Source organism: Halomarina ordinaria, assembly GCF_030553305.1.
In the GTDB taxonomy this organism is placed as follows: Archaea; Halobacteriota; Halobacteria; order Halobacteriales; family Haloarculaceae; genus Halomarina; species Halomarina ordinaria.
Genome location: NZ_JARRAH010000002.1, coordinates 1 through 20,540, shown reverse-complemented (window position 1 = coordinate 20,540; position 20,540 = coordinate 1). Strand labels below are relative to the sequence as shown.

14 protein-coding genes and 2 pseudogenes are annotated in these 20,540 nt (G+C 66.8%); 12 read left to right on the top strand and 4 right to left on the bottom strand.

From position 1 onward, the window contains the following. The first annotated feature begins 93 nt into the window (after positions 1-93). The 3 genes and pseudogenes from P1Y20_RS14980 to P1Y20_RS14970 all read left to right on the top strand — a co-directional run bounded on the left by P1Y20_RS14980 (position 94) and on the right by P1Y20_RS14970 (position 2,031). Positions 94-545, top strand: a pseudogene (locus tag P1Y20_RS14980) (adenylosuccinate synthetase). 316 nt (positions 546-861) lie between these two features. After that, complete coding sequence (locus P1Y20_RS14975) at positions 862-1,368, top strand: cupin domain-containing protein (protein WP_304449512.1); 507 nt, start codon at positions 862-864, stop codon at positions 1,366-1,368. A 261-nt stretch (positions 1,369-1,629) separates the two neighbouring features. After that, on the top strand, positions 1,630-2,031 hold the full coding sequence (locus P1Y20_RS14970) for an alpha/beta fold hydrolase (protein WP_304449511.1): 402 nt from the start codon (positions 1,630-1,632) through the stop codon (positions 2,029-2,031). A 15-nt stretch (positions 2,032-2,046) separates the two neighbouring features. On the opposite strand, the gene P1Y20_RS14965 is transcribed toward P1Y20_RS14970, so the two are convergent. Next, positions 2,047-3,012, bottom strand: coding sequence for an alpha-ketoacid dehydrogenase subunit beta (locus tag P1Y20_RS14965; protein ID WP_304449510.1), 966 nt, complete (start codon positions 3,010-3,012; stop codon positions 2,047-2,049). After that, on the bottom strand, positions 3,009-4,001 hold the full coding sequence (locus P1Y20_RS14960) for a thiamine pyrophosphate-dependent dehydrogenase E1 component subunit alpha (protein WP_304449509.1): 993 nt from the start codon (positions 3,999-4,001) through the stop codon (positions 3,009-3,011). The genes P1Y20_RS14965 and P1Y20_RS14960 overlap by 4 nt, the downstream gene beginning before the upstream one ends. Before the next feature lie 157 nt (positions 4,002-4,158). Between P1Y20_RS14960 and P1Y20_RS14955 the strand changes: the two genes are divergently transcribed. Both P1Y20_RS14955 and P1Y20_RS14950 read left to right on the top strand, forming a co-directional pair. After that, complete coding sequence (locus tag P1Y20_RS14955; protein WP_304449508.1) at positions 4,159-4,968, top strand: SDR family NAD(P)-dependent oxidoreductase; 810 nt, start codon at positions 4,159-4,161, stop codon at positions 4,966-4,968. 145 nt (positions 4,969-5,113) lie between these two features. Then, entirely contained in the window at positions 5,114-6,343 is a 1,230-nt protein-coding gene (locus P1Y20_RS14950; protein WP_304449507.1) for a dihydrolipoamide acetyltransferase family protein, read from the top strand. 168 nt (positions 6,344-6,511) lie between these two features. Here P1Y20_RS14950 and P1Y20_RS14945 read toward each other — a convergent pair whose 3' ends face one another. After that, positions 6,512-7,720 carry a molybdopterin molybdotransferase MoeA gene (locus P1Y20_RS14945; protein WP_304449506.1) on the bottom strand — a complete coding sequence of 403 codons (1,209 nt, stop codon included), beginning with the start codon at positions 7,718-7,720 and terminating at the stop codon, positions 6,512-6,514. A gap of 730 nt (positions 7,721-8,450) precedes the next feature. On the opposite strand from P1Y20_RS14945, the gene P1Y20_RS14940 reads away from it, so the two are divergent. From P1Y20_RS14940 to P1Y20_RS14930, 3 genes are all read left to right on the top strand, one after another. Beyond that, positions 8,451-9,869 (top strand): amidohydrolase family protein, encoded by a 1,419-nt coding sequence (locus tag P1Y20_RS14940; protein ID WP_304449505.1) that lies wholly within the window; start codon positions 8,451-8,453, stop codon positions 9,867-9,869. Positions 9,870-10,699: 830 nt separating this feature from the next. Beyond that, the gene (locus tag P1Y20_RS14935) at positions 10,700-11,248 is read left to right on the top strand and encodes a (2Fe-2S)-binding protein (protein ID WP_304449504.1); all 549 of its coding nucleotides are present in this window, start codon (positions 10,700-10,702) and stop codon (positions 11,246-11,248) included. Beyond that, entirely contained in the window at positions 11,245-13,689 is a 2,445-nt protein-coding gene (locus P1Y20_RS14930; protein ID WP_304449503.1) for a xanthine dehydrogenase family protein molybdopterin-binding subunit, read from the top strand. Before P1Y20_RS14935 ends, P1Y20_RS14930 begins: the two co-directional genes overlap by 4 nt. 197 nt (positions 13,690-13,886) lie before the next feature. On the opposite strand, the gene P1Y20_RS14925 is transcribed toward P1Y20_RS14930, so the two are convergent. Then, positions 13,887-14,981 carry an XdhC family protein gene (locus P1Y20_RS14925; RefSeq protein WP_304449502.1) on the bottom strand — a complete coding sequence of 365 codons (1,095 nt, stop codon included), beginning with the start codon at positions 14,979-14,981 and terminating at the stop codon, positions 13,887-13,889. A gap of 256 nt (positions 14,982-15,237) precedes the next feature. Here P1Y20_RS14925 and P1Y20_RS14920 point away from each other — a divergent pair, with 256 nt between their 5' ends. The 4 genes and pseudogenes from P1Y20_RS14920 to P1Y20_RS14910 all read left to right on the top strand — a co-directional run bounded on the left by P1Y20_RS14920 (position 15,238) and on the right by P1Y20_RS14910 (position 20,314). After that, complete coding sequence (locus P1Y20_RS14920) at positions 15,238-16,605, top strand: uracil-xanthine permease family protein (protein ID WP_304449501.1); 1,368 nt, start codon at positions 15,238-15,240, stop codon at positions 16,603-16,605. 55 nt (positions 16,606-16,660) lie between these two features. Next, positions 16,661-16,800: pseudogene (locus P1Y20_RS18770) on the top strand (5'-deoxyadenosine deaminase); the annotation flags it as partial. A 130-nt stretch (positions 16,801-16,930) separates the two neighbouring features. Further along, positions 16,931-18,322, top strand: coding sequence for an NCS2 family permease (locus P1Y20_RS14915; RefSeq protein ID WP_304449500.1), 1,392 nt, complete (start codon positions 16,931-16,933; stop codon positions 18,320-18,322). 327 nt (positions 18,323-18,649) lie between these two features. Further along, the gene (locus P1Y20_RS14910) at positions 18,650-20,314 is read left to right on the top strand and encodes an adenine deaminase (protein ID WP_304449499.1); all 1,665 of its coding nucleotides are present in this window, start codon (positions 18,650-18,652) and stop codon (positions 20,312-20,314) included. Positions 20,315-20,540: the final 226 nt, after the last annotated feature.

The window sequence follows — 20,540 nt, the reverse complement described above, 5'->3', positions numbered from 1 at the left end:
TCTGGCCTCCAGTGAACCCGTTCTACCACAGCGACCAGCAATACCGGTCTGTGAAGCGCGCTTCACGGACCGGCTTTTACGAGACGGACGGGTGTGCTGTTCGTGAGCGCGACGGTCGTCGGTTCGCAATCCGGCGACGAAGGCGAGGGCAGTGACGTCGACCTGTTCGGCGACGCTGCCGACGTCGTCGTCCGGGACCAGGGTGGGGCCGGCGTTGGCCCCACCGTCACCGTTGCCGACGACGAGTTCGAACTCCGATCACTCCCCAGCGGTGTTGCCCTGGGGCGACTGGCGTCCTCGGCAACGGGTGCGTGGTCGATTCCGACACGCTGTTCGATGAACTCGATCGCCTTCGCGAGCGTGGATACGACCCCGACGTCGGGGTATCGAGTGCCGCACACGTCGTCTTCCCGTTCCCTCTGGTACTAGACTGCCGCTGGAGAGGCGTCACGGGCCGCGGACACAACCGCCGTCGGCACGACCGGCAACGGCATCGGTCCCGCCTACGAGGACCGCGCCGGACGGCTGGGAGATCGAGTCGGTGAGCTCCCCCCGGTTCACACTCGCCCCCTCGTTGCCGGTCTTCGCCGCGTCTCGATGTGGCGTCATTCCTCACACGGCCGACCGTTGAGTCACGAAGACGCCCCAGAAAGGGTGCTCGTCCGAGGGGCCCCTGCGACGGTCGTGAAGGAACTGGCGTGAATCGACCGGGGAGCACTCCGTGACGATTCCGTTCTCACACTGACGACCGGTGTACCGACTCCGAGGAGACAACACCCCCGGTGGTCACGGAGATGTCCGAGCTATCACGTATCACGACAACGATATACCATCATCTATCGTTCAGGTCTGCGGTAGATCATGGCATCCACGACAGATCACGTGACACCCGAGCCGTTCGTGACCGCGAGTGAAGAGGGACAGGCGCTCTGGTCCGCCGGGGCGTTGGTAGTCGTCAAAGCGGATTCGGCGGCCACCGGCGGGGTCTCCGCTCTGGTCGAACACATCGCTGCACCGGGGTTCGAGACCCCGTATCACGTCCACCACGCCGAAGACGAGTTCTTCTACGTGGTCGACGGTGAAATCGAGTGTTACCACGGCGACACCGGGGAGGAGGTAGTACGCGCCGGACCGAACGATACCGTATTCCTGCCACGGGATATTCCACACGGGTTCCACGTCGTCAGTGCCCACGACTGCCGGATGGTGATTGGACTCACACCGGGGGGGTTCGAGGCGTTCTTCGTGGAGGCTGGCGAGCCGGCCGGAGCCATGGAGACCCCACCCCCAGGAGAAATCGACGGCGAAGCGTTGGCCACGCTCGGCTCGAAGTACCGGCTCGATATCCTCGGCCCGATACCGAGATAAGCGGTGGACGAATCACGAACCGCCATCAGGTCGGTCCACGAATCGCCCTCCACCGTGGCTCTAGCGGCGCTGCTGTCCGACGTCGCGTCGCTGGACCACCTGCACGGGTCCGTCGTTGTACCAGCTAGAACGGAGACGGACGGACGAGACGGGATGTGAGAGAGGGCGCACTGGACCTTCTCTTGTGACGTGATTGGGACGACGTGTACTCCGCATTCGCTGAGTAACAGTTATCCAGACCGGTTGCCACGGAGATGTGGTATGGCGTCGCACGACGTAACAGGCGGCGGTAGGACGACGATTCACGTGGACGAGACCGGCGATGACGACGGACCAGCCGTCCTGTTCGTCCATGGATGTACCCAGAGTCGACTGGCGTGGGACCGCCAGCTGCAATCGGACCTCGACGACGACTTCCGATTGGTGGCCATGGACCTCCGAGGACACGGTGACTCGGAGAGGCCCACCGAGGCCTACGACGACCCCGCACTCTGGGGCGACGACGTTCGGGCGGTCATCGACGAGTTGCAGCTCGACCAGCCGACGCTCGTCGGCTGGTCGTACGGCGGGCTGGTGATGTCGGATTACTTCAAGACCCACGGATGTCGTTCGATATGCTCGTCTGTCCGTACAATGGGGCCACCCTGGGTGCGAGAGGTTTGAAGCGAGAGCGGCGCGTCAGAAGACGGATTCGATTCCCGCCTTGATACGCTCCACGCTCGGCAGGACCTCCTGTTCCAGCACGGGGCTCACCGGGATCGGGACGTCCTTCACGCCGATGGTCTTCGGCGGCCCGTCGAGGCTGAAGAAGTTGTTCTCGACGATTTCGTTGGCGATGTACCCCTGTGTCCCGTAGCGTTCGACGGTCTCGTCGACGACCACGAGGTGACCGGTCTTCTCGACGCTCTCGGCGATGGTGTCGGTGTCGAGCGGGGCGAACGTTCGGGGGTTGACGAGTTCCACGTCCAGGTCGAGGTCGGCCGCCGCCTCCTTCGCGCGGTGGAACATCACCTGCGTCGCCACGACCGTCACGTCCTCGCCCTCCCGTTCGACGGCCGACTCACCGAGGGGGAGGGTGTACTCCTCGTCGGGGACCTCCCCCTTCGTCTCGCTCAGCATCTTGTGTGGGAGGAAGAACACGGGGTTGTCGTCGCGGATCGAACTTTTGAGCAACCCCTTGGCGTCGTACGGCGTCGTCGCCGTGACGACCACCCAGCCGGGGACGTTCCCGATCCACGAGTGGACGGACTGGGAGTGCTGGGCGCCGGCGCCGATACCCGCCCCCGACGGCGCGAAGATGGTGAGCGGAGCCGAGAGTCTGCCCCCGCTCACGTAGGGCTGTTTCGGGATCTGGTTGAAGACCTCGTCACCGGCGGTGGCGGCGAAGTCGGCGAACTGGAGTTCGGCGACCGGCCGAATCCCGCCGACGGCCGCCCCGAGCGCCATCCCCGCGATGCCGATCTCCGACAGCGGCGTGTTCCTGACGCGGTCGCTCCCGAACCGTTCGTGGAGGCCCGCGGTCTCGCCGAAGTTCCCGCCGAACTCCTCGACGTCCTCGCCGAAGAGGACGACGTCGTCGTCTCGCTCGAGTTCCTCGCCGAGGGCCTCTGCGATCGCCTCGATGTACGTGATCTCTCTCGTCATGATCCCTCCCCCTGACCGTACAGCGGAGTTCGATAGACGTTCTCGTAGGCGGTTTCGGGGTCCGGGTCGGGGCTGTCTCGGGCGAACTCGACGGCTTCCTGGACCTCTTCGTGGATGGCTTCGAGCATGTCGTCGAGTTCCTCTTCGGTGACGACCCCATCGGCGAGGAGTCGTTCTCGGTAGTTCTCGACCGGGTCTTTCAGTGCTCGCTCCTCCTCGAACTCGGTCTCGTCGCGATACGTCTGCTTGTCGCCCTCGAAGTGGGGGCCGAGCCGTGCGACGCGGCTCTCGACGACCGACGGTCCCTCGCCGTTACGCGCACGCTCGATGGCCTCGGAAACCGTCTCGTAGACCCGCTCGACGTCGCTCCCGTCGATACTCTCGTTGGGCATCTTGTGCGGTATCCCGTAGTCGGAGAGGTTGTCGGGCGACAGGGCCGATGACGGGGTCGAGATCGCCCACTGGTTGTTCTCGATGACGAACACCACGGGGAGGTCCCAGTAGGATGCGAACACCAGCGCCGTGTGGAACGAGCCCCTGCTGGTCCCGCCGTCGCCGATGGTCGTGACCGCGACGTTGTCCGTCCCCTTCATTTCCTCGGCGAACGCCAGCCCCACCGCCGGGTTCTGGCCGGAGCCGATCGTCGCGGCGTGGCCGTACAGCTTCCGGTCGACGTCCGAGACGTGCATCTGCCCGCCGTACCCCTTGTTCGACCCGCCGCGCTTGCCGTACAGCTCGGCCATGACCTCTCCCAACGGTACGCCCTTCGCGACGTACTGGCCGACGAGCCGTGCCCCGCCGACCGCCAACCAGTCGTCGTCTCGCATCGCCTGACTCATCCCGACGTGCGTCCCCTCGTGGCCGTAATCGAGGTGGACGAACCCCGGAATCTCGCCCTCCTGGAACCGGGTCTTGATCTCGTCCTCGAACGCCCGGATTCGGAGCATCTCCCGGAGGAACCCCCTCGAGGTCTCCTCATCGATTGCCATTATCTATCACGCACAGTCCTCATTTGGGGCTCGTCATAAAACTATCTCAGACCGCGGTCGATAGCCGATACTCCCGGTGACCAGTGCACAGACCGTCCTCTTCGCGGTTCACCGGCCCCCGCGAAATACTTTTGCCGGTCGTTCAGCAACCACGACCATGGACCTCGTTAGCAACCACGCCATCGTCACCGGTGGAGCGCAGGGAATCGGCCGCGGTATCGCCGAATCGCTCATGGACCGGGGGGCGTCCGTCGCGCTCGCGGACATCGACGAGGCGACGGCGACCGAGACGAGTGCGGAACTGACGGAGGCGTACGAGGGTGACGCCGTCGCGGTTCCGTGCGACGTCACTGACTCAGAGAGCGTCGAGGCGATGGTCGAGCACACCGTCGACCGGTTCGGCGACGTCGGCATCCTCGTGAACAACGCCGGCGCTGCGGAACTCGCCCGGACGTGGGAGATGTCGGAGTCGGAGTGGCGACGGACGGTCGACGTCTGTCTCACCGGACCGTTCCTCTGTACGAAGGCCGTGCTCAATCACGTCCTGGAGGCGGGGCACGACGGCGCGGTCGTCAACGTCAGTTCGCTCAACGCCATCGCGGCGACCGACGGGCTCCCGCACTACTCGGCGGCGAAGGCTGGCGTCAGTCAGTTCACCGAGGTCGTCGCCGCGGAAGCCGGTCGGTACGGTGTCCGGGTCAACGCCGTCGCGCCCGGCTCGACTCGGACCCCACTCACGGAAGGGAACGGCCTCCTGGAAGGGGAGATGGGCGAGGCGTTCGTCGACCGGACGCCGCTGGGTCGCATCGGCGAGCCGGACGACATCGCCAGGGTGGTCACGTTCCTCTGTTCGGACTACGCGCGGTGGGTGACGGGCGAGACGATCTGCGTCGACGGCGGACAACACATCCGCGGCCTCCACAGTTACTGGGACACGCTCGACGAGATGGGGCTCTTCGAGGAGTGACCGGCGGCGAGAGTGCGGAGGCGTGTCCCGACTCGTTCGCGCGCTCGGTCGGTACGGACGCGACCGACCACCCGATGGACGGTTCGGCGTGAGGGCGCTTCGACTGGACGGAGGCTTCATTAGACCGGGCTACGCGTAGGTGACAATGGTAGACGTTGTCAGGATACCCAAACTCGGGTTGAGTGACGCCGGCGAACTCGTCTCGTGGGAAGTCGACGTCGGTGCCCCCGTCTCGGCGGGGCAGGTCGTCGCGGTCCTCGAATCGGAGAAGGCCAGCGCCGAGATCGAATCGCCGTCCGAGGGCGTCCTGTTGACGACGTACGTCGAGGAGGGTGACGAGGTCGCCATCGAAGTCGGGCGGCCGCTGGCCGTCGTCGGCGCCGACGGCGAAGCCGTCCCCTCGCTGGAGGACCTCGAGAGGGAGGGCGCGAGCGCGGAGTCGACGGCCTCGGACGCGGTGAAATCGGCGGTCACGCCCGTGAGCGACGACGAACCGCCGGACACGGAACGCGCCGACGTCAAGACGACGCCGCGCGCGCAACGTCGTCTGCAGGAGGTCGACGTCGATCTGACTACTATCGAAGGGACCGGCCCACAGGGAGCGATCACGGAGGACGATATCGAGGCGTACCTCGAGACGCGAGAGGCCGAGACGAGGGGTCAGGCGCCCGCGACCACTGGCGACCTGACCGTCACCGAGTCACGCGAACTCTCCGGCATCCGAAAGACGATCGCCGACCGACTGAGCCGGAGTGCGCGGGAGAAACCCCACGTGATGGGGACCCGGGAGGTGAGCATCGAACGACTCGAACGCGTCCGTGCTCGGCTCGACGAGGAGTACGACGTCGCCCTCTCGCTGAACGACCTGTTGTTGCACTTCGTCGGGCGAGTCTTGGAGGACCTCCCGGCGTTCAACGCTCACTTCGAGGACGACACGCACGAGCTCATCGACGAGGTCAACGTCGGGTACGCCGTCGACGGGCCCCGTGGTCTCGTCGTCCCCGTCATCCGCGAGGTCCCGCGACGCTCGCTCCCGGAGTTGTCGGAGGCGAGGCGGTCGGTGGTCCAGCGCGTGCTCGACGACGACTTCGACCCCGCCGACCTCCGGGGCGGGACGTTCACCGTCACGAACGTCGGCGTCTTCGACATGGACGTCTCGTACTCGATCATCAACCCGCCGGAGGTCGCCATCCTCGCTATCGGGCGCCGGAAGTACGCGCCCGTCGAACGCGACGGCGAGGTGGACTTCGAGAGCGTAATCACGTTCAGCCTGACGATCGACCACCGCGTACTGGACGGTGCCGACTCCGGGGCGTTCCTGGACCGTCTGGCCGAGTACGTCGAGTCACCGGGAGCGGCGCTGGACGCCCGCTGACTCGACTCCTCCTCCTTCGGGACAGAGCGGTGCTCGACCTCGCGACGGCTCCTCAGCGGTGACACGTGGTGCGTGGGTCTCGCGCCGAGTGCGTCGTGTCCATGTGCTGGACCGGCAATCGATGGGGAAGCCGGCCGAACTCACGAGGTGAACGGGGAGTCGTTCGTCTCACTCGACGACGGGGTAGGGGACGACGTCGACGGCCTCGCCACCGTCGAGCGCCGACCGAGTCAGCACGAACCCGTCTGCCCGCGTGGCGCGCGTACTCGACGAGAGGACGCTGGGGTCGAACGTCTCGTCGTACACCCGGAGCGCGGAGTCAGCGTGTCCGAGCGGCAATGCCTCGCCGTCGTCGAGGGTGACGGGGACGGCGTATTCGAACCCCTCGGGTCCGAGTTCGACGTCTCGCGCACAGGTCGCCTCGAGACTCGGGAGCGTCGACTCGCCGGTGAAGAAGGGCCGGACGACGAGCGTCGCGATCGTATGCGCACCGAGCGGTTTCCCGGGGACGGCGAACGCGACGGCCTCCGGCAACTCCGCGAGGGCGAGCGGTTTCCCGGGGCGGACGCGGACGCGGTGAAACCGGACCTCGCCCAGCTCCGAGAGCGCACGGACGACGTGGTCCTTGTGACCGACACTCGTCCCGCCGGTCGTCAGGAGGACGTCGTACTCTGTTTCGAGGTCGGCGATAGCCTCGCGGACGCGGTCGTACTCGTCGGGAACCGTCCCCTCGTACGTCGCCTCGTGTCCCCACGAGCGCACGAGACCGACCAGCATGTTCGAGTCGAGGTCGGACTGCCGCCCCTCGTGAATCTCGGTGCCGGTCGCGAGAACCCCGACCGACAGCCGGGCTCTGACGTCGACCGAGTCGTATCCGAGGTCGCCGAGGAAGACGGCGTCCTTCGGCGAGAGACGCTCGCCGCGCTCGAACAGCACCTCGCCCCGTTCGACGTTGCTCCCTCGCTCGTAGGTGTAGGTCCCGACCTCGAGCGTCGTCCCCGTCAACTGGTCGCCGTCCACCGTCGACTCCTCTCGCTTGAGGACGGCGTTCGCCTCGGGTGGCAGACTCGCCCCCGTCGCGATCTCGACCGCCTCGCCCTCGTCGATCGACGGCGGGTCGTCCTCGGGATACACCTCGCCCTCGACGACGGTCAGTGGGTACTCGTCGGTGGCGTCGAAGGCGTAGCCGTCCATCGTCGCACGGTCGTACTCGGGAAGTGTCCGCGACGCGGTGATGGACTCGGCGAGGACGCGGCCCGAGACGTCGTCGAGACCGACGGCCTCCGTCTCGGTCTCCGAGAGAACGGCCGCCCGTACCTGCTGGACGGTTTCGATCGCGGCCGTTCGCCAGCACATGTCCCCGTGGTCGTGGCTCATACACCATCCTCACCGACTGTTCGCAAAAGGATTACCGCCGGCCGACCGGCGATGGCGCCACGGCGTGACCGTCTACCGCCTCCGAGTCGACGTCGTTCGTAGTTCTCTGAGCGTGATGCTGTCACGTCGGGAGCACGGACCGACGACGAAACCGCACTATACCGGCGATACAACGAAATAGACCTACGTTTATCAACTCGGTTCCCTTCCAGCAGTTATCTGTTTCGACTACTATCGACTTATTTAACTGATTTTTGAGATATTAGTCTCTATATAAAGGAATATTTCCCCAATAACTATCGAGAAGCACTCTTATCTCCGTCGTATGTGTGAGTACCCATAGTAACTTTCACTTTGGCCTCTGTCCAATTTTGAGGCGGCGAATCAGGTGCTTCCCGGCTCCGGCGATGCACGGTGAGCGTCGACCGGCCCATCCGCAGCGCGGAAACTCCTCGTTCCACGGCGTCCCTCACCGGGACGCCACGGAGGCGTGGTGACCGGTCGAGACTCGGCGAACGTCGCGTGGACGGTCCCCCGGGCGTACGAACGTTTATACTGGAGCGTGAAAACGTCGGCCCATGCACACTGCAGTGCGAGCGTCGTCTCACGTCGCGAGGGGTACCCTCGCCTCCGAGCGAGACGCAGTCGATGCAGTCACGAGCGCGCCTCCGGCCCCGAGTATCGACGAACGACGGCCGACCGAGCGAGGGAACGCGGACGCGAGCGGACGATGACGGACCTGCTGCTCATCCACGGCCGCGTCGTCACGCAGAACCCCCAACGGGCAGTCGTCGAGGACGGTGCGGTCGCCGTCACCGGTGACCGTATCGAGGCGGTCGGACCGACGGCGGACCTCGAGGCCGACTACGACGCCGACCGGGTCATCGACGCGGACGGTGGTGCGGTGATTCCAGGCCTCATCAACGCTCACACGCACGTCTCGGACATCCTCCTTCGCGGAGCGTTCGCCGCCGACCGCGGCCTCTACGACTGGCTGTACAACGTCAAGCGCCCCGGTACGCTGGCGATGACCGCCGAGGAACACGGCATCGCCGCCGAACTGTACTGCGTGGAGGCGATACAGTCGGGGGTAACGACGTTCGTCGAGAACGACACGGAGGTCGTCTGGGACGGGTGGGACACCATCGAGGCCAAACTCGACGCGTACGAGCGGGCCGGCATCCGCAGCGTCTACGGCGCGGGGTTCGCCGACGATCCGTCCGACGAGGCGTTTCGCACGCTGCTGGCCGATATCGAGGCTCGGGACCCCGGGGTCGAGCACCCCACACCGGACCACTTCACGGTCGACACCGAGACGGCGCTGGCGGAGGTGGAGGCGCTCATCGAGACCTATCACGGGAGCGCGGACGGTCGCCAGTCGGTCTGGCCCGCGCCCATCGTGCTCGCGACGTCCACCACGCGCGGTCTCCAGGGGGCCTATCGACTCGCCGAGGAGTACGACGTGATGACGACGACCCACGTCGCCGAGGCCGAAGTCGAGGACCAGGGCGTCGCCCTCTCCAGTATCGGGTACCTGCGGAACATCGGCTACCTCGGCGACCGGGCGTTGCTCGGTCACTGCGTCCAGGTCGACGCGGCCGACGTGCGCCTGCTGGCGAAGACGGACACCCGGGTCGCCCACAACTACATGGCCAACATGCGCCTCGCGACCGGCTACGCGCCGGTCGTCGCCATGCTGGACGGCGGCGTCACCGTCGCCCTCGGGACGGACAACGCCAACCTGAACGACACGGTCAACCCGCTCTCGGACGCCCGTGCCGCCGCTGCCGGGCACAAGGGCTACCACCGCGACCCGGGGGTCGTCCCCGCACAGCGAGCGTTCGACATGATTACGATAGACGGGGCACACGCTATCCGGCGGGGCGACGACCTCGGCTCTATCGAACCCGGAAAGCAGGCCGACCTGGCCGTCGTCGACCTCGACTACCCCCACCTCACCCCGTGTCCCGACCCCGTGTTCGGACTGGTCTACGGCGCCCAGGGCTTCGAGGTCGAGACCGTCCTCTGCGCCGGCGACCTCGTGATGCACGACCGGGAGGTCCTGACGCTCGACGATTCGCGTGACGGCCTCCTCACCGACGCCTCCTCCGCGGCCGAGGCCGTCGTCGAGCGGGCGGGTATCGAGTGACTCGTCGGGCCGTCCGCCCGCCCTGACGCTCCCTCTCCTCGCCTGCTCGGCAGGCAGCATACCCCCGTTTGTAAAATGAAAACAGTCGGAGTGGCTCCCTCCCTGTCGAGAGACGGATGCTGAGTGTCGTGTCGCTCCCGGCCAGAATCGTGGCGCTCGGGACCGTACCCCGGTGGCCAGATAGACCTGTCGACGAGTCGGAACGAACCACCGAGTGTGGACTACACGACCTCGACGCCGTCGAGCCCCGTGAACACAGTAGGTCTCGTAGACGGCCCGTTTCAGGTAACACTTGTAGAGTTGTTATCTCACTCCCGAACAGCCCTGCGAACCGGGTCGAATCGTGGGTAGTCGCGTTTGAAAAATACGAACACTTTCATCGAGTGAATCCTGAAACCGTGCCGGTTACGGACGAACCCCCTCGGTGCAGTTGTCTGGATAGCTCAGTGTCTCGTCCGCCGTTTCGGGGGTCGGACGGAGCAGTCGGGTCTCACATCACGACGAAGCTCCTGAAGCCAGCGAGACAGCGGCGAACCGCCAGCAGACTCGCCGTCGAGCGCGACCGGAGGGACGAACACGCGTACGACGTGGTCGGAGACCGGGGTTCGACGACTCGTTCGGGAGACTCTCTCGAGAGTGAGGCGACCGGGGGAAGTTTTACATGACCGACGACCACCGTGTACTGTGTAGGAACCTAGCATGCCCGGGGTCAGGAACGTCGTACGGTCTGCCCGTCTCCTTCGGTCCCCGAGTCGTGAGGCCCCGGTCACACGCGACCCCGTCCGGCAGGTGAACACCGCCCTCGCGAGCATCAACCGACCACACTAGCCATGGAAATCGACCTCACGCTGAACGAGACCGACGTAACGCTCGAAGCTGCCCGCTCAGACACGCTGCTCGACGTCCTCCGGGACAACGGGTACACCGGTGCGAAACGCGGCTGTGACACCGGCGACTGCGGGTTCTGCACCGTACTCGTCGACGGCGAACCGTTCAAGTCCTGTATCCGACCGATCCGGCAGGTCGACGGGGGCGACGTCGAGACCATCGAGAACCTGGGGACGCAAGACGACCTCGGCCCGGTGCAGGCGGCGTTCGTCGACAACGCCGCGCTCCAGTGTGGCTTCTGTATCCCGGGCATGATCATGCGCTCGAAGGCGCTGCTGGAAGCGACCCCGGACCCGGACGAGGCCGAGATTCGCGACGCACTCTCGGGGAACCTCTGTCGGTGCACGGGCTACGAGAAGATCATCGACGCCGTGCAGGACGCCTCGACCCGGTTGGCCGGCGACGGGGACGTGGCGGCCGACGGCGGGTACCCGCTCACCGGCGACGCGTCACCGCGTCGTGACTGCCACGAGGGAGGGGTCGACGAATGAGCAAGAGCGACGACCCGACTCCAGCGGGGGAGACCGCCGACACGTCGGAGGCCGAAGAGGCGAACCCGGTCGAGTGGGACGAGGCCCCGAACAACCGGAAGGCACCGGGCGAGCGGCGGACGGTTTCGCACCGTGAGGAGAAAGACGACGCCAGGAAAATCGTCACCGGAGAGGCGAAGTACACGGCCGACTACGCCCGGGAGTTCCCGGACCTCGCCGAGGCGGTGATCGTCCGCTCGGATATCGCACACGGCGTCGTCGAGGACATCGACACGAGCAGGGCCGAGGCGATGGAGGGCGTCTACGCCGTGCTCACGCCGGATTCCCCCGAAGTACCGGACAAGCCCTACACCTCCGCCGGCCAGTCGTATCCCGAGCCCTCACCGTGGGACCTCCGGGTCCTCCGCCGGAAGGCGCGCTTCGTCGGCGACCCCATCGCTGCCATCGCCGCCGAGGACAAGGACACCGCGAGCAAGGCTGCGCGCCAGCTCGACGTCACCTACGAGGAGTACGACGCCGTCTTCGATACGACCGAGGCGATGGCACCCGACGCCCCGCAGATTCACGACGAAGCCGACGTGGAGAACGTCCAACCCGGCGCGGACTACGAGCGAAACATCGAGGCACAGGCGACCGGGGAGATCGGGGACGTGGACGCGGCCTTCGCGGAGGCGGCGGAGCGCGCGGACCTGACGGTGACCGAAACCGAGTGGGAGACCCCCTACCAGTCCCACTGCGTTCCCGAACCCCACACGACCATCGCCCACCGCGACGAGGACAACCGCTATCACCTCATCTCCAGCACGCAGGTCCCCTACCACACGCGTCGACAGCTCGCCCACCTCTTCGAGGTGCCGATACGTGACGTCCGGGTGTCGAAACCGCGAATCGGCGCCGGGTTCGGGTCCAAACAGGGGATGATCATCGAACCGATCGCGGTGGCCCTCTCCGAGGCCGCCGACCGACCGGTGATGGTCGAGACGACGCGCCGCGAGCAGTTCCACGCCGTCCGCAATCGCCGGCCCGCACGCATCACACTCCGGAGCGTCGTGACCGACGACGGTGACCTCAGAGCGCTGGACATGGAGGCCGTCACGAACTCGGGCGCGTACGGTCCCCACGGGATGACCGTCGCTATCTCCATCGGCAAGAAACCGCTACCGCTCTACACGCACACGCCGAACATCCGCTTCGGAATGACGGCCGTTCACACCAACCTGCCGATCGCGGGTGCCATCCGTGGTTACGGCGCCCCGCAGGGCCACCTCGCCGTCGAGGGCCACATGGACGAGGTCGCCCGCGACCTCGGAATCGACCCGCTCGAACTCCGCGCGCGGAACGTCGTCTCGGAGGGCGACTTCGAGGTCGCCTCCGGGGTCCTGAAGGACGGGGAGTACGGCCGGCGCATCCGGTCGTGCGGTCTCGACGAGTGCATCGCCGAGGGTCGGGCGGCGATCGGCTGGGACGACCTCGAACAGCCCGACGAGGCGCACCTCCACCGGGCCTGTGGCGTGGCGCTCACCGTTCAGGGGAGTGGCGTCCCCGGCGACGAACTCGGCGCGGCTCACATCAAGATGAACGAGGACGGGTCCTTCATCCTCCAGACCGGCGCCGTCGACATCGGGCCCGGCGCCGACACGGTGATGGCCCAGATCGCGGCCGAAGTGCTCGGCGTGCCCCCGGCGGACGTGCTGGTCCAGCCCTCGGATACCGACATCTCCCCGTTCGACCACGGTGCGTACGCGTCCTCGACGACGTACATCACGGGGCAGGCGGTCAAGAAGGCCGCCGAGGACGCCCGCGGGATGCTGTTCGAGTTCGCCTCGCGGCTGCTCGACGAGCCCGAATCGGCGTTCACCATCGGCGCGGAGTCAGTCGTCTCCGAGGCCTCGGGCGCGTCGGTCTCGCTCGAAGAGATCGGCTACGAGTCCGTCTACGGTGACGAGGTTCGGGCCCACGTGATGGGCGAGGCGAGCCACTGCACGGAGGAGTCGCCGCCACCCTTCGGCGCACAGTTCGTCGACGTGACCGTGAACGAGGAGACCGGCGAGTTCGAGGTCAACGACATGGTGTACGCCGTCGACTGTGGCACCGCGCTCAACCCCGACCTCGTGGAGGGGCAGATCGAGGGCGCGATGCACATGAGTTACGAGCTGGCGACCGGTGACGGTATCACGTTCGACGCGGACGGCCGGCCGGAGGTGATGGGCTTTCGCGACTACGACATGCCCACAACGGCCGACCAGCCGCCGATGGACTCCATCATCGTCGAGACACACGAACCGACCGGGCCCTTCGGCGCGAAGTCGGTCGCCGAAATCCCCGTCAACGGGGTTCCGCCGGCGCTGAGCAACGCCATCCGCCGCGCCGTCGACGTCCGCATCGGCGACATGCCGATCACCCCGGAGAAGGTCAAGACCGCGCTCGACGAGACCCGGTAGCGCCGACTCCCCGTCGAGGAATTGGGGGTTCCCACCGACACCGGCAGTCACGATAACCGAGATGTCCGCTAGCGTGACCGCCCCGGCGGTCGCTGCTCGAACGAGGCTCTGACGGGCTCGTGCACACAAGAGACCGGAACGAGCCGTCTGCCAGTACGTAGAACACGATATCACTCACCGGGCGTCCCTCCCCGTCGTCACGACCGTTCGCTCCCGACTCGCGTGTGGATCGGCCCCTCGTCGTCTCTCAGTCGGCCGCCCTCGCGGCCGTTGCTGACCGCCAGCACCTCGCTCACGATACTGAGCGCGATCTCCATTGGTTCACCGCCGCCGAGGTCGAGGCCGACCGGCGTCGCGATGCGGTCTGGGTCGGCACCTGCGACGACGTCGCTGCGGTCCCGGAGCCGTTCGAACCGGTCCCGCGGCCCCATCACCCCCACGTACGGGACGGCCGTCTCGGTCAGGAGTGCCTCGACGGCGATTCGGTCGTCGACGAGGTTGTGCGTCATGACGACCGCGTACGTATGCTCCGGGACCTCGACACTCGCACCGACGGTCGAGGGGTGACCCGTCTCGACGCGGTCCGCGTGCGGGAAGTCCTCGGGGCCTCGCGCTCCCCGGGGGGAGTGAACCGCCACCTCGAAACCGGCGGCCGACGCGACACGGGCGACCGGGTGGACGTCCGGCTGACTGCCGGACAGCAACAGTGTCGAGACGGGTACCAGTCCGTCGACGAGGACCGTGACCGTCCCGCGTTCCGTCCCGACCTCGACCGTCGTCGCCCCGCCCCGGCCGTGTCTCGCCGAGACGACCGACGCTACTGACTCGACGACACTCCCCGGGATGGAATCGCGCTCCGCCACCTCTCGAGGTCGGCTGCTGCCGTCCGTGTAGACCCGTGCACCGACGGGGACGTTGGGTGCCGTCGAGTCGACGACGGTCAGCACGGTCGCCGACCCACCGGCGTCGAGTTCGTCGAGCGGCCCTCTCCAACTGGCGTCGAGCGGTTCGAGCAACACGTCGATGACGCCGTTACAGCCGAGGCCGAGTCCCCAGGCGTCCTCGTCCTCCTCCATCAGGTCGAACGTTACCAGTCGTGGCCCCCCGGCGTCGAGGACCTCCATCGACAACGCCGTGACCGAGTCCTCGAGACACCCCGCGGTGACCGCGCCGACCGACGTTCCATCGCCGCGGACGAGCATCTTCGCACCGGGACGGCGGTACGCGGTCCCTTCGACGTCCGCGACCGTCACGACGACACTGTCGGCGTCGCACTCCAGGTCGCGTCGCATCTCCCCTCGAAGATCGCTTGCAGTGATAGTCCACGGGTGTTTGCTAGCGTCGGGCACGTCGCCTGGTTGCACAGCCGTACGCTTATACGTATTCCTCACGGCGTCGCCCGCTTCGAACGCGGCAGTCGGCAGCCGCCAAGCAGTCTGCGGTTTCAACAGGATAATCGTCCACAACATACTGTCCTATCGCTAGAGGTCCACACAGTACCTGCCAGCAAAAATTTAAATATTGGTAGCTACATTTGTCTCGCGGATCATGCCTGATAACATGGGTGACGGTATCGACCTCGCGTACGGCTTGGAGGAGAAACCGCCGCTACCGAAGTCGCTCCTGCTCGCGGTGCAACACGTATCGGTTATGATTGTGCCCTCGACCGCTGTCGCGTTCATCGTCGCGGGGGCCACGGGGTTGGGGACCGCGGACACGACGTTCCTCGTGCAGATGGTGATCCTCTTCGCGGGCGTGGCGACCGTCGTCCAGGCCTACACCGTCGGGCCGGTCGGCGCGAAGCTCCCGATCGTGATGGGGACGAGTTTCGCGTTCGTCGGCGCGATGTCGTCGATCGGCGCGAGTTCGGGCCTCGACGTGGTGTTCGGGTCCATCGTCGTCGCAGCGACCGTCGTCCCGTTCCTGCTGGGCTGGCAGTTCAAACGGCTCGGGGCGTTCTTTCCGCCGCTCGTCACGGGGCTCATCGTCATCATCATCGGGCTGTACCTCATCCCGGTCGGCATCGAGTACGCCGCGGGCGGCGTCGGCGCCGAGAACTTCGGCTCCGTACAGAACCTCGGGCTCGCGGGACTGGTCCTGCTGATAACCGTCCTCTTCAACCTGCTCCTGCGTGGGGTCTGGCGGATGTTGAGTATCATCATCGGTATCGGCGTCGGCTACATCGCCGCGATCGCGATGGGCGTCGTCGACTTCAGCGCCGTCTACGACGCGGCGTGGATCGCGGTTCCCACCCCCGGTCGGTTCGGGTTCAGCCTCGAGTTGATTCCGCTCGTGACGTTCGCGTTCCTGTTCCTGGTCTCGGGGATGGAGACGATCGGTGACATGTCGGGGATCACCGCCGCCGAGGGCCGCAACCCGACCGAGAACGAGTTCCGCGGCGGGATCTTCGCCGACGGATTCATCAGCGCCCTCGGGGCGGTCTTCGGGTCGTTCCCGCAGACGTCGTTCTCGCAGAACGTCGGTATCATCAACTTCACGGGCGTGATGAGCCGTCACATCGTCGGCATCGGGGGCGGAATCCTGATCGTCCTCGGGTTAGTTCCGAAAATCGGCGCGGTCGTGACGACGATCCCCTCCGCCGTCTTCGGCGGCGCCGTGCTCATCATGGTCGGGATGGTGGCCGCCAGCGGGATGCGGCTGCTGTTCCTGAACATCGAGATGAACCGGCGGAACATGGTCATCATCGCCACGGGGCTCAGCCTCGGCCTCGGGGTCACGACGGTGCCCGACGCGCTCTCCGGGTTGCCGAGCGGCGCGCAGACGTTCTTCGGCGAACCGGTCATCGTCACCGGCCTCGTGGCGCTCACGTTGAACACGTTCGTCCCCGGCGAGTCGAGTCCCCTGTTCGACCGGACCGACGCCGCAGCACCGCTCTCGGAACCGGTCGACGACTGAGTCCCGGCCGACTTCCATCGACGGTCGGGGCGGCGGCAGATTCTCTCGGAGGGGTCTGGAAGCGTTCGAGAGCGGAACGACGCCGTGCATCGACCACCTGTCGGTCGCCCACGCCGCCGGGGCCTTCGAGGCCGCGGGCGAGACCGACATCCCAGGTGTGCTGGAAAGGGCGCGATGGACCAGCGCTCGCCCGACGCCCCCTCGATGCCACCCCGGGACGTTCGCTGCCCATCGAACCCCGCGTCGGTGCATCACGCCGAACGCTCCGGCGAGAACCGAGGGTCCAGTGGAAACTTATTTGTGTCTAGTAGGGTAGTGAACGTCTATGGCAAGCGATAACAAGGGGCAGTCACGCGTAGCGACGTTCTTCGGCTTCGAGCGTCACGGGACGGACGTCGAGACCGAGGTCGTTGCGGGCATCACGACGTTCCTCACCATGTCGTACATCATCGTGGTGAACCCGGCGATCCTGTCGGAGGCGATCTCCATCCCGGGGTATTCGGACGGCCAGACGTTCCAGATGCTCGCCATCGCGACGATCCTGGCCGCCGCTATCGGTTCGATCGTGATGGCGCTGTACGCGAACCGGCCGTTCGGTCTCGCTCCCGGGATGGGGCTGAACGCGTACTTCGCGTTCACCGTGGTGATCTCGCTGGGCATCCCGTGGGAGACGGCGCTCGCGGCGGTGTTCGTCGAGGGCATCCTCTTCATGGCGATGTCCAGCGTCGGCGCGAGACGGTACATCATCGAGTTCTTCCCGGAACCCGTGAAGTTCGCCGTCGGGGCCGGCATCGGCCTGTTCCTCCTCTTGCTCGGCCTCATCGAGATCAACGTCGCGGTCGCGGACGAGGCGACGCTGGTTTCGCTCGGGAACGTCGCGTCGGACCCGGTGGCTCTGCTGGCGCTCGCCGGTCTCGCCTTCACCATCGTCCTCTACGCCAAGGGCGTCACTGGCTCGATCATCGCTGGCATCGTCGCGACTGCGGCCGCCGGGTGGGGACTGACGCTCGCCGGCGTCGTGAACGGCGGCGTCCTCACGCCCGAACGCCTCCCGCCGGTTCAGTACGACATCACGCCGCTGTTCGGGGCGTTCGTCGGCGGCTTCGAGAACATCGACCCGATACCGTTTCTCATCGTGATGATAACGTTCTTCTTCGTCGATTTCTTCGACACCGCCGGAACGCTCATCGGCGTCTCGCAGTTCGGGGACTTCCTCGACGAGGACGGCAACCTCCCGGAGATGGAGAAACCGCTGATGGCCGACGCCGTGGCGACCACCTTCGGGGCGGTCGTCGGGACGACCACCGTGACCACCTACGTCGAGAGTTCGACCGGGGTCGAAGAGGGTGGCCGCACCGGGTTGACCGCGCTCGTCGTCGCCGTGCTCTTCCTGGCGTCGCTCGTCGCTGTCCCGGTCGTGGCGGCGATACCGACGTACGCCTCCTATCTCGGGCTCATCCTCGTCGGTCTCATCATGCTCCAGGGCGTCACGGACATCGAGTGGCAGCGCTCCGACTGGCTCATCCCCGGGGGGCTCACCATCGTGATGATGCCCCTGACGGCCTCGATAGCCAACGGCATCGCCGCGGGCATCATCAGTTACCCCCTCGTCAAAGCGGCCCAGGGCGAACACGACGACGTCCACGCCCTCCAGTGGGTCCTGGCAGTGTCGTTCGCCCTCTACTTCTACGTCACCGCCGGTGGCGTGATGGGTTGACACGACCGGCACGACCGACCCGCCTTCGCGTCCTTCCTGGGGTCGCCGACCGAACCCACACTGTCCTCACACTCCCACCGCGGGGCGCCGTCCACGCTGTCCGTGCGGCTGCCGGCACCCGTGAGGAGGACGTCTCGGTCCCTCGCGAGGGTCCCGTTCGACCCGGTGCGTCGGGTCGGCGGCTCCCGGGCCAAACGACTATTTATCTCCGGTAACTACTCGCTCGCATGTGGTGTACTACCGTACGCGTCGGGTCAGCCGATACTGCGTCCATTCGACCGCGGGTGAGCCGTGAACGCGACATCGCTGCCGGCACCGTCGACGGCGATGACTGAGTCGGTCGACACGCTCGTCCGCGGAACGCTGGTGAACGTCCACACCGGGACGCTCGAGGACGGGACGGTCGCTATCGACGACGGCGAGATCGTCGCGCTGGCAGACCGTCCGGCCGACCGCGTCCTCGACGCGGAGTACGTCGCGCCCGGCCTCGTCGACGCCCACATGCACGTCGAGTCGAGCATGGTGACGCTCCCGGAGTACGGCAACGCGGTCCTGCCCGGTGGCGTGACCAGCGTCGTCTGCGACCCACACGAGATCGCGAACGTCCTGGGGGAGGCCGGCGTTCGCGCCGTCGTCGAGGACGCGGCGAACACGCCGCTGAAGGCCCGGTTCACCGTTCCGTCCAGCGTCCCGGCCTCCGGGCTCCAGGACACCGGGGCGACGCTGGACGCGGCGGCCGTGGCGACGCTGCTCGACCTCGACCCTGTCGTCGCACTCGGCGAGGTGATGGACATCCCGGGGCTGGTCGCCGGCGACAGCGAGGTCCACGCGAAGATAGCGGCCGCCCGTGAGCGCGGCCTCACCGTCGACGGACACCTGGCGGGCGTCGACGGGGCGGCCCTCCACGAAGCGGCTCGGTATCTCGACACCGACCACGAGAGCATCACGCTCGCCGAAGCGCGACGGCGGGCGGGACTCGGCCTCCGGGTCTACCTGCGCGAGGGGTCGTCGAGCAGGAACCTCGCCGACCTCCTGCCGCTCGTCGACGGCGTCGACACCCGTCTGCTCTCCCTCTGTACCGACGACACGGAGGTGACGGACCTCGTCGACCGCGGCGGCGTCGACTTCGCGGTCCGCACGGCCATCGCCGAGGGTGCCGACCCCGTCGACGTCGTCCAGATGGCGACCCTCAACACGGCCGAGAGCTACGACCTCCCCTTCGGGCGGCTCAAACCCGGGGCACCGGCCGACCTGGTGTTGCTCGACGACCTGACCGCGTGGGACGTCGCCCACGTGATGGTCGACGGCGAACTGGACCCCACGGCGGCGGACCGCACCGGGACGACGAACCTGGCGGCGGACACCGTCCAGTTCGACCCGGTGTCGGGCAGGGACCTCGCGATAACGGCGACGGACGACGTCGGCGAGACGGTCCCCGTCCGGGTCATCGACGCCGTCGGTGGGCTGCAGACCGACTCCATGCGAGCGACCGTCCCGGTCGAAGCGGACGCGCTGGTCCCGCCGGTCGACGAGGACGTCCTCTCGCTGGCCGTCATCGAGCGACACGGCCGGGACGGGGGGATCGGACGGGGATTCGTCCACGGTCTCGGCCTGCACCGCGGAGCCGTCGGTTCCACCGTCGCCCACGACGCACACAACTGCGTGGTCGCCGGTGCGGACCGCGACTCCATGGCCCGCGTGGCCAACCACCTCCGTGACATCGGCGGCGGGCTCGCCGCTTTCGACCCGGAGACCGCCGAAATGGCGTCGCTCCCGCTCCCGGTGGCGGGACTGATGTCCGACGAGCCCATCGAGGTGGTGGCCGAGCAGTACGAGACCGTCGAGGCGTTCGTGACGGACCTCGGTCTGGTCGACAACGGACTGATGGAGCTGTCGTTCCTCGCCCTCGAGGTCATCCCGACGTATCGCCTGACGAACAACGGGCTGGTCGACGTCGGGGCGGCGGACCACGTCGACGTGGTCCGCCAGTGAGCGCGACCCCCAGGTGCACTTTTATGTTCCGCGTCGGTAGAAGTGCATCCGATGGTCGTAGACACTGTTATCGAGGGCGGCACGATCGTCTCCGGCACGCGGTCGTTCGAGGGTGCGATCGCGATCGACGACGGAACCATCGTGGGACTCGGTGATCCACGGCACCTCCCGGACGCCGACCGGACGCTCGATGCGACGGGCAAGGTCGTCATGCCGGGCGTCGTCG

What these genes read in the sequence shown, in the direction of transcription:
- P1Y20_RS14925 (WP_304449502.1), bottom strand. Translation starts at nt 14,981, where the DNA reads ATGCGACGCGACCTGGAGTGCGACGCCGACAGTGTCGTCGTGACGGTC.
- P1Y20_RS14940 (WP_304449505.1), top strand. Translation starts at nt 8,451, where the DNA reads ATGACGGACCTGCTGCTCATCCACGGCCGCGTCGTCACGCAGAACCCC.
- P1Y20_RS14935 (WP_304449504.1), top strand. Translation starts at nt 10,700, where the DNA reads ATGGAAATCGACCTCACGCTGAACGAGACCGACGTAACGCTCGAAGCT.
- P1Y20_RS14970 (WP_304449511.1), top strand. Translation starts at nt 1,630, where the DNA reads ATGGCGTCGCACGACGTAACAGGCGGCGGTAGGACGACGATTCACGTG.
- P1Y20_RS14910 (WP_304449499.1), top strand. Translation starts at nt 18,650, where the DNA reads ATGACTGAGTCGGTCGACACGCTCGTCCGCGGAACGCTGGTGAACGTC.
- P1Y20_RS14915 (WP_304449500.1), top strand. Translation starts at nt 16,931, where the DNA reads ATGGCAAGCGATAACAAGGGGCAGTCACGCGTAGCGACGTTCTTCGGC.
- P1Y20_RS14950 (WP_304449507.1), top strand. Translation starts at nt 5,114, where the DNA reads ATGGTAGACGTTGTCAGGATACCCAAACTCGGGTTGAGTGACGCCGGC.
- P1Y20_RS14965 (WP_304449510.1), bottom strand. Translation starts at nt 3,012, where the DNA reads ATGACGAGAGAGATCACGTACATCGAGGCGATCGCAGAGGCCCTCGGC.
- P1Y20_RS14955 (WP_304449508.1), top strand. Translation starts at nt 4,159, where the DNA reads ATGGACCTCGTTAGCAACCACGCCATCGTCACCGGTGGAGCGCAGGGA.
- P1Y20_RS14975 (WP_304449512.1), top strand. Translation starts at nt 862, where the DNA reads ATGGCATCCACGACAGATCACGTGACACCCGAGCCGTTCGTGACCGCG.
- P1Y20_RS14920 (WP_304449501.1), top strand. Translation starts at nt 15,238, where the DNA reads ATGCCTGATAACATGGGTGACGGTATCGACCTCGCGTACGGCTTGGAG.
- P1Y20_RS14960 (WP_304449509.1), bottom strand. Translation starts at nt 4,001, where the DNA reads ATGGCAATCGATGAGGAGACCTCGAGGGGGTTCCTCCGGGAGATGCTC.
- P1Y20_RS14945 (WP_304449506.1), bottom strand. Translation starts at nt 7,720, where the DNA reads ATGAGCCACGACCACGGGGACATGTGCTGGCGAACGGCCGCGATCGAA.
- P1Y20_RS14930 (WP_304449503.1), top strand. Translation starts at nt 11,245, where the DNA reads ATGAGCAAGAGCGACGACCCGACTCCAGCGGGGGAGACCGCCGACACG.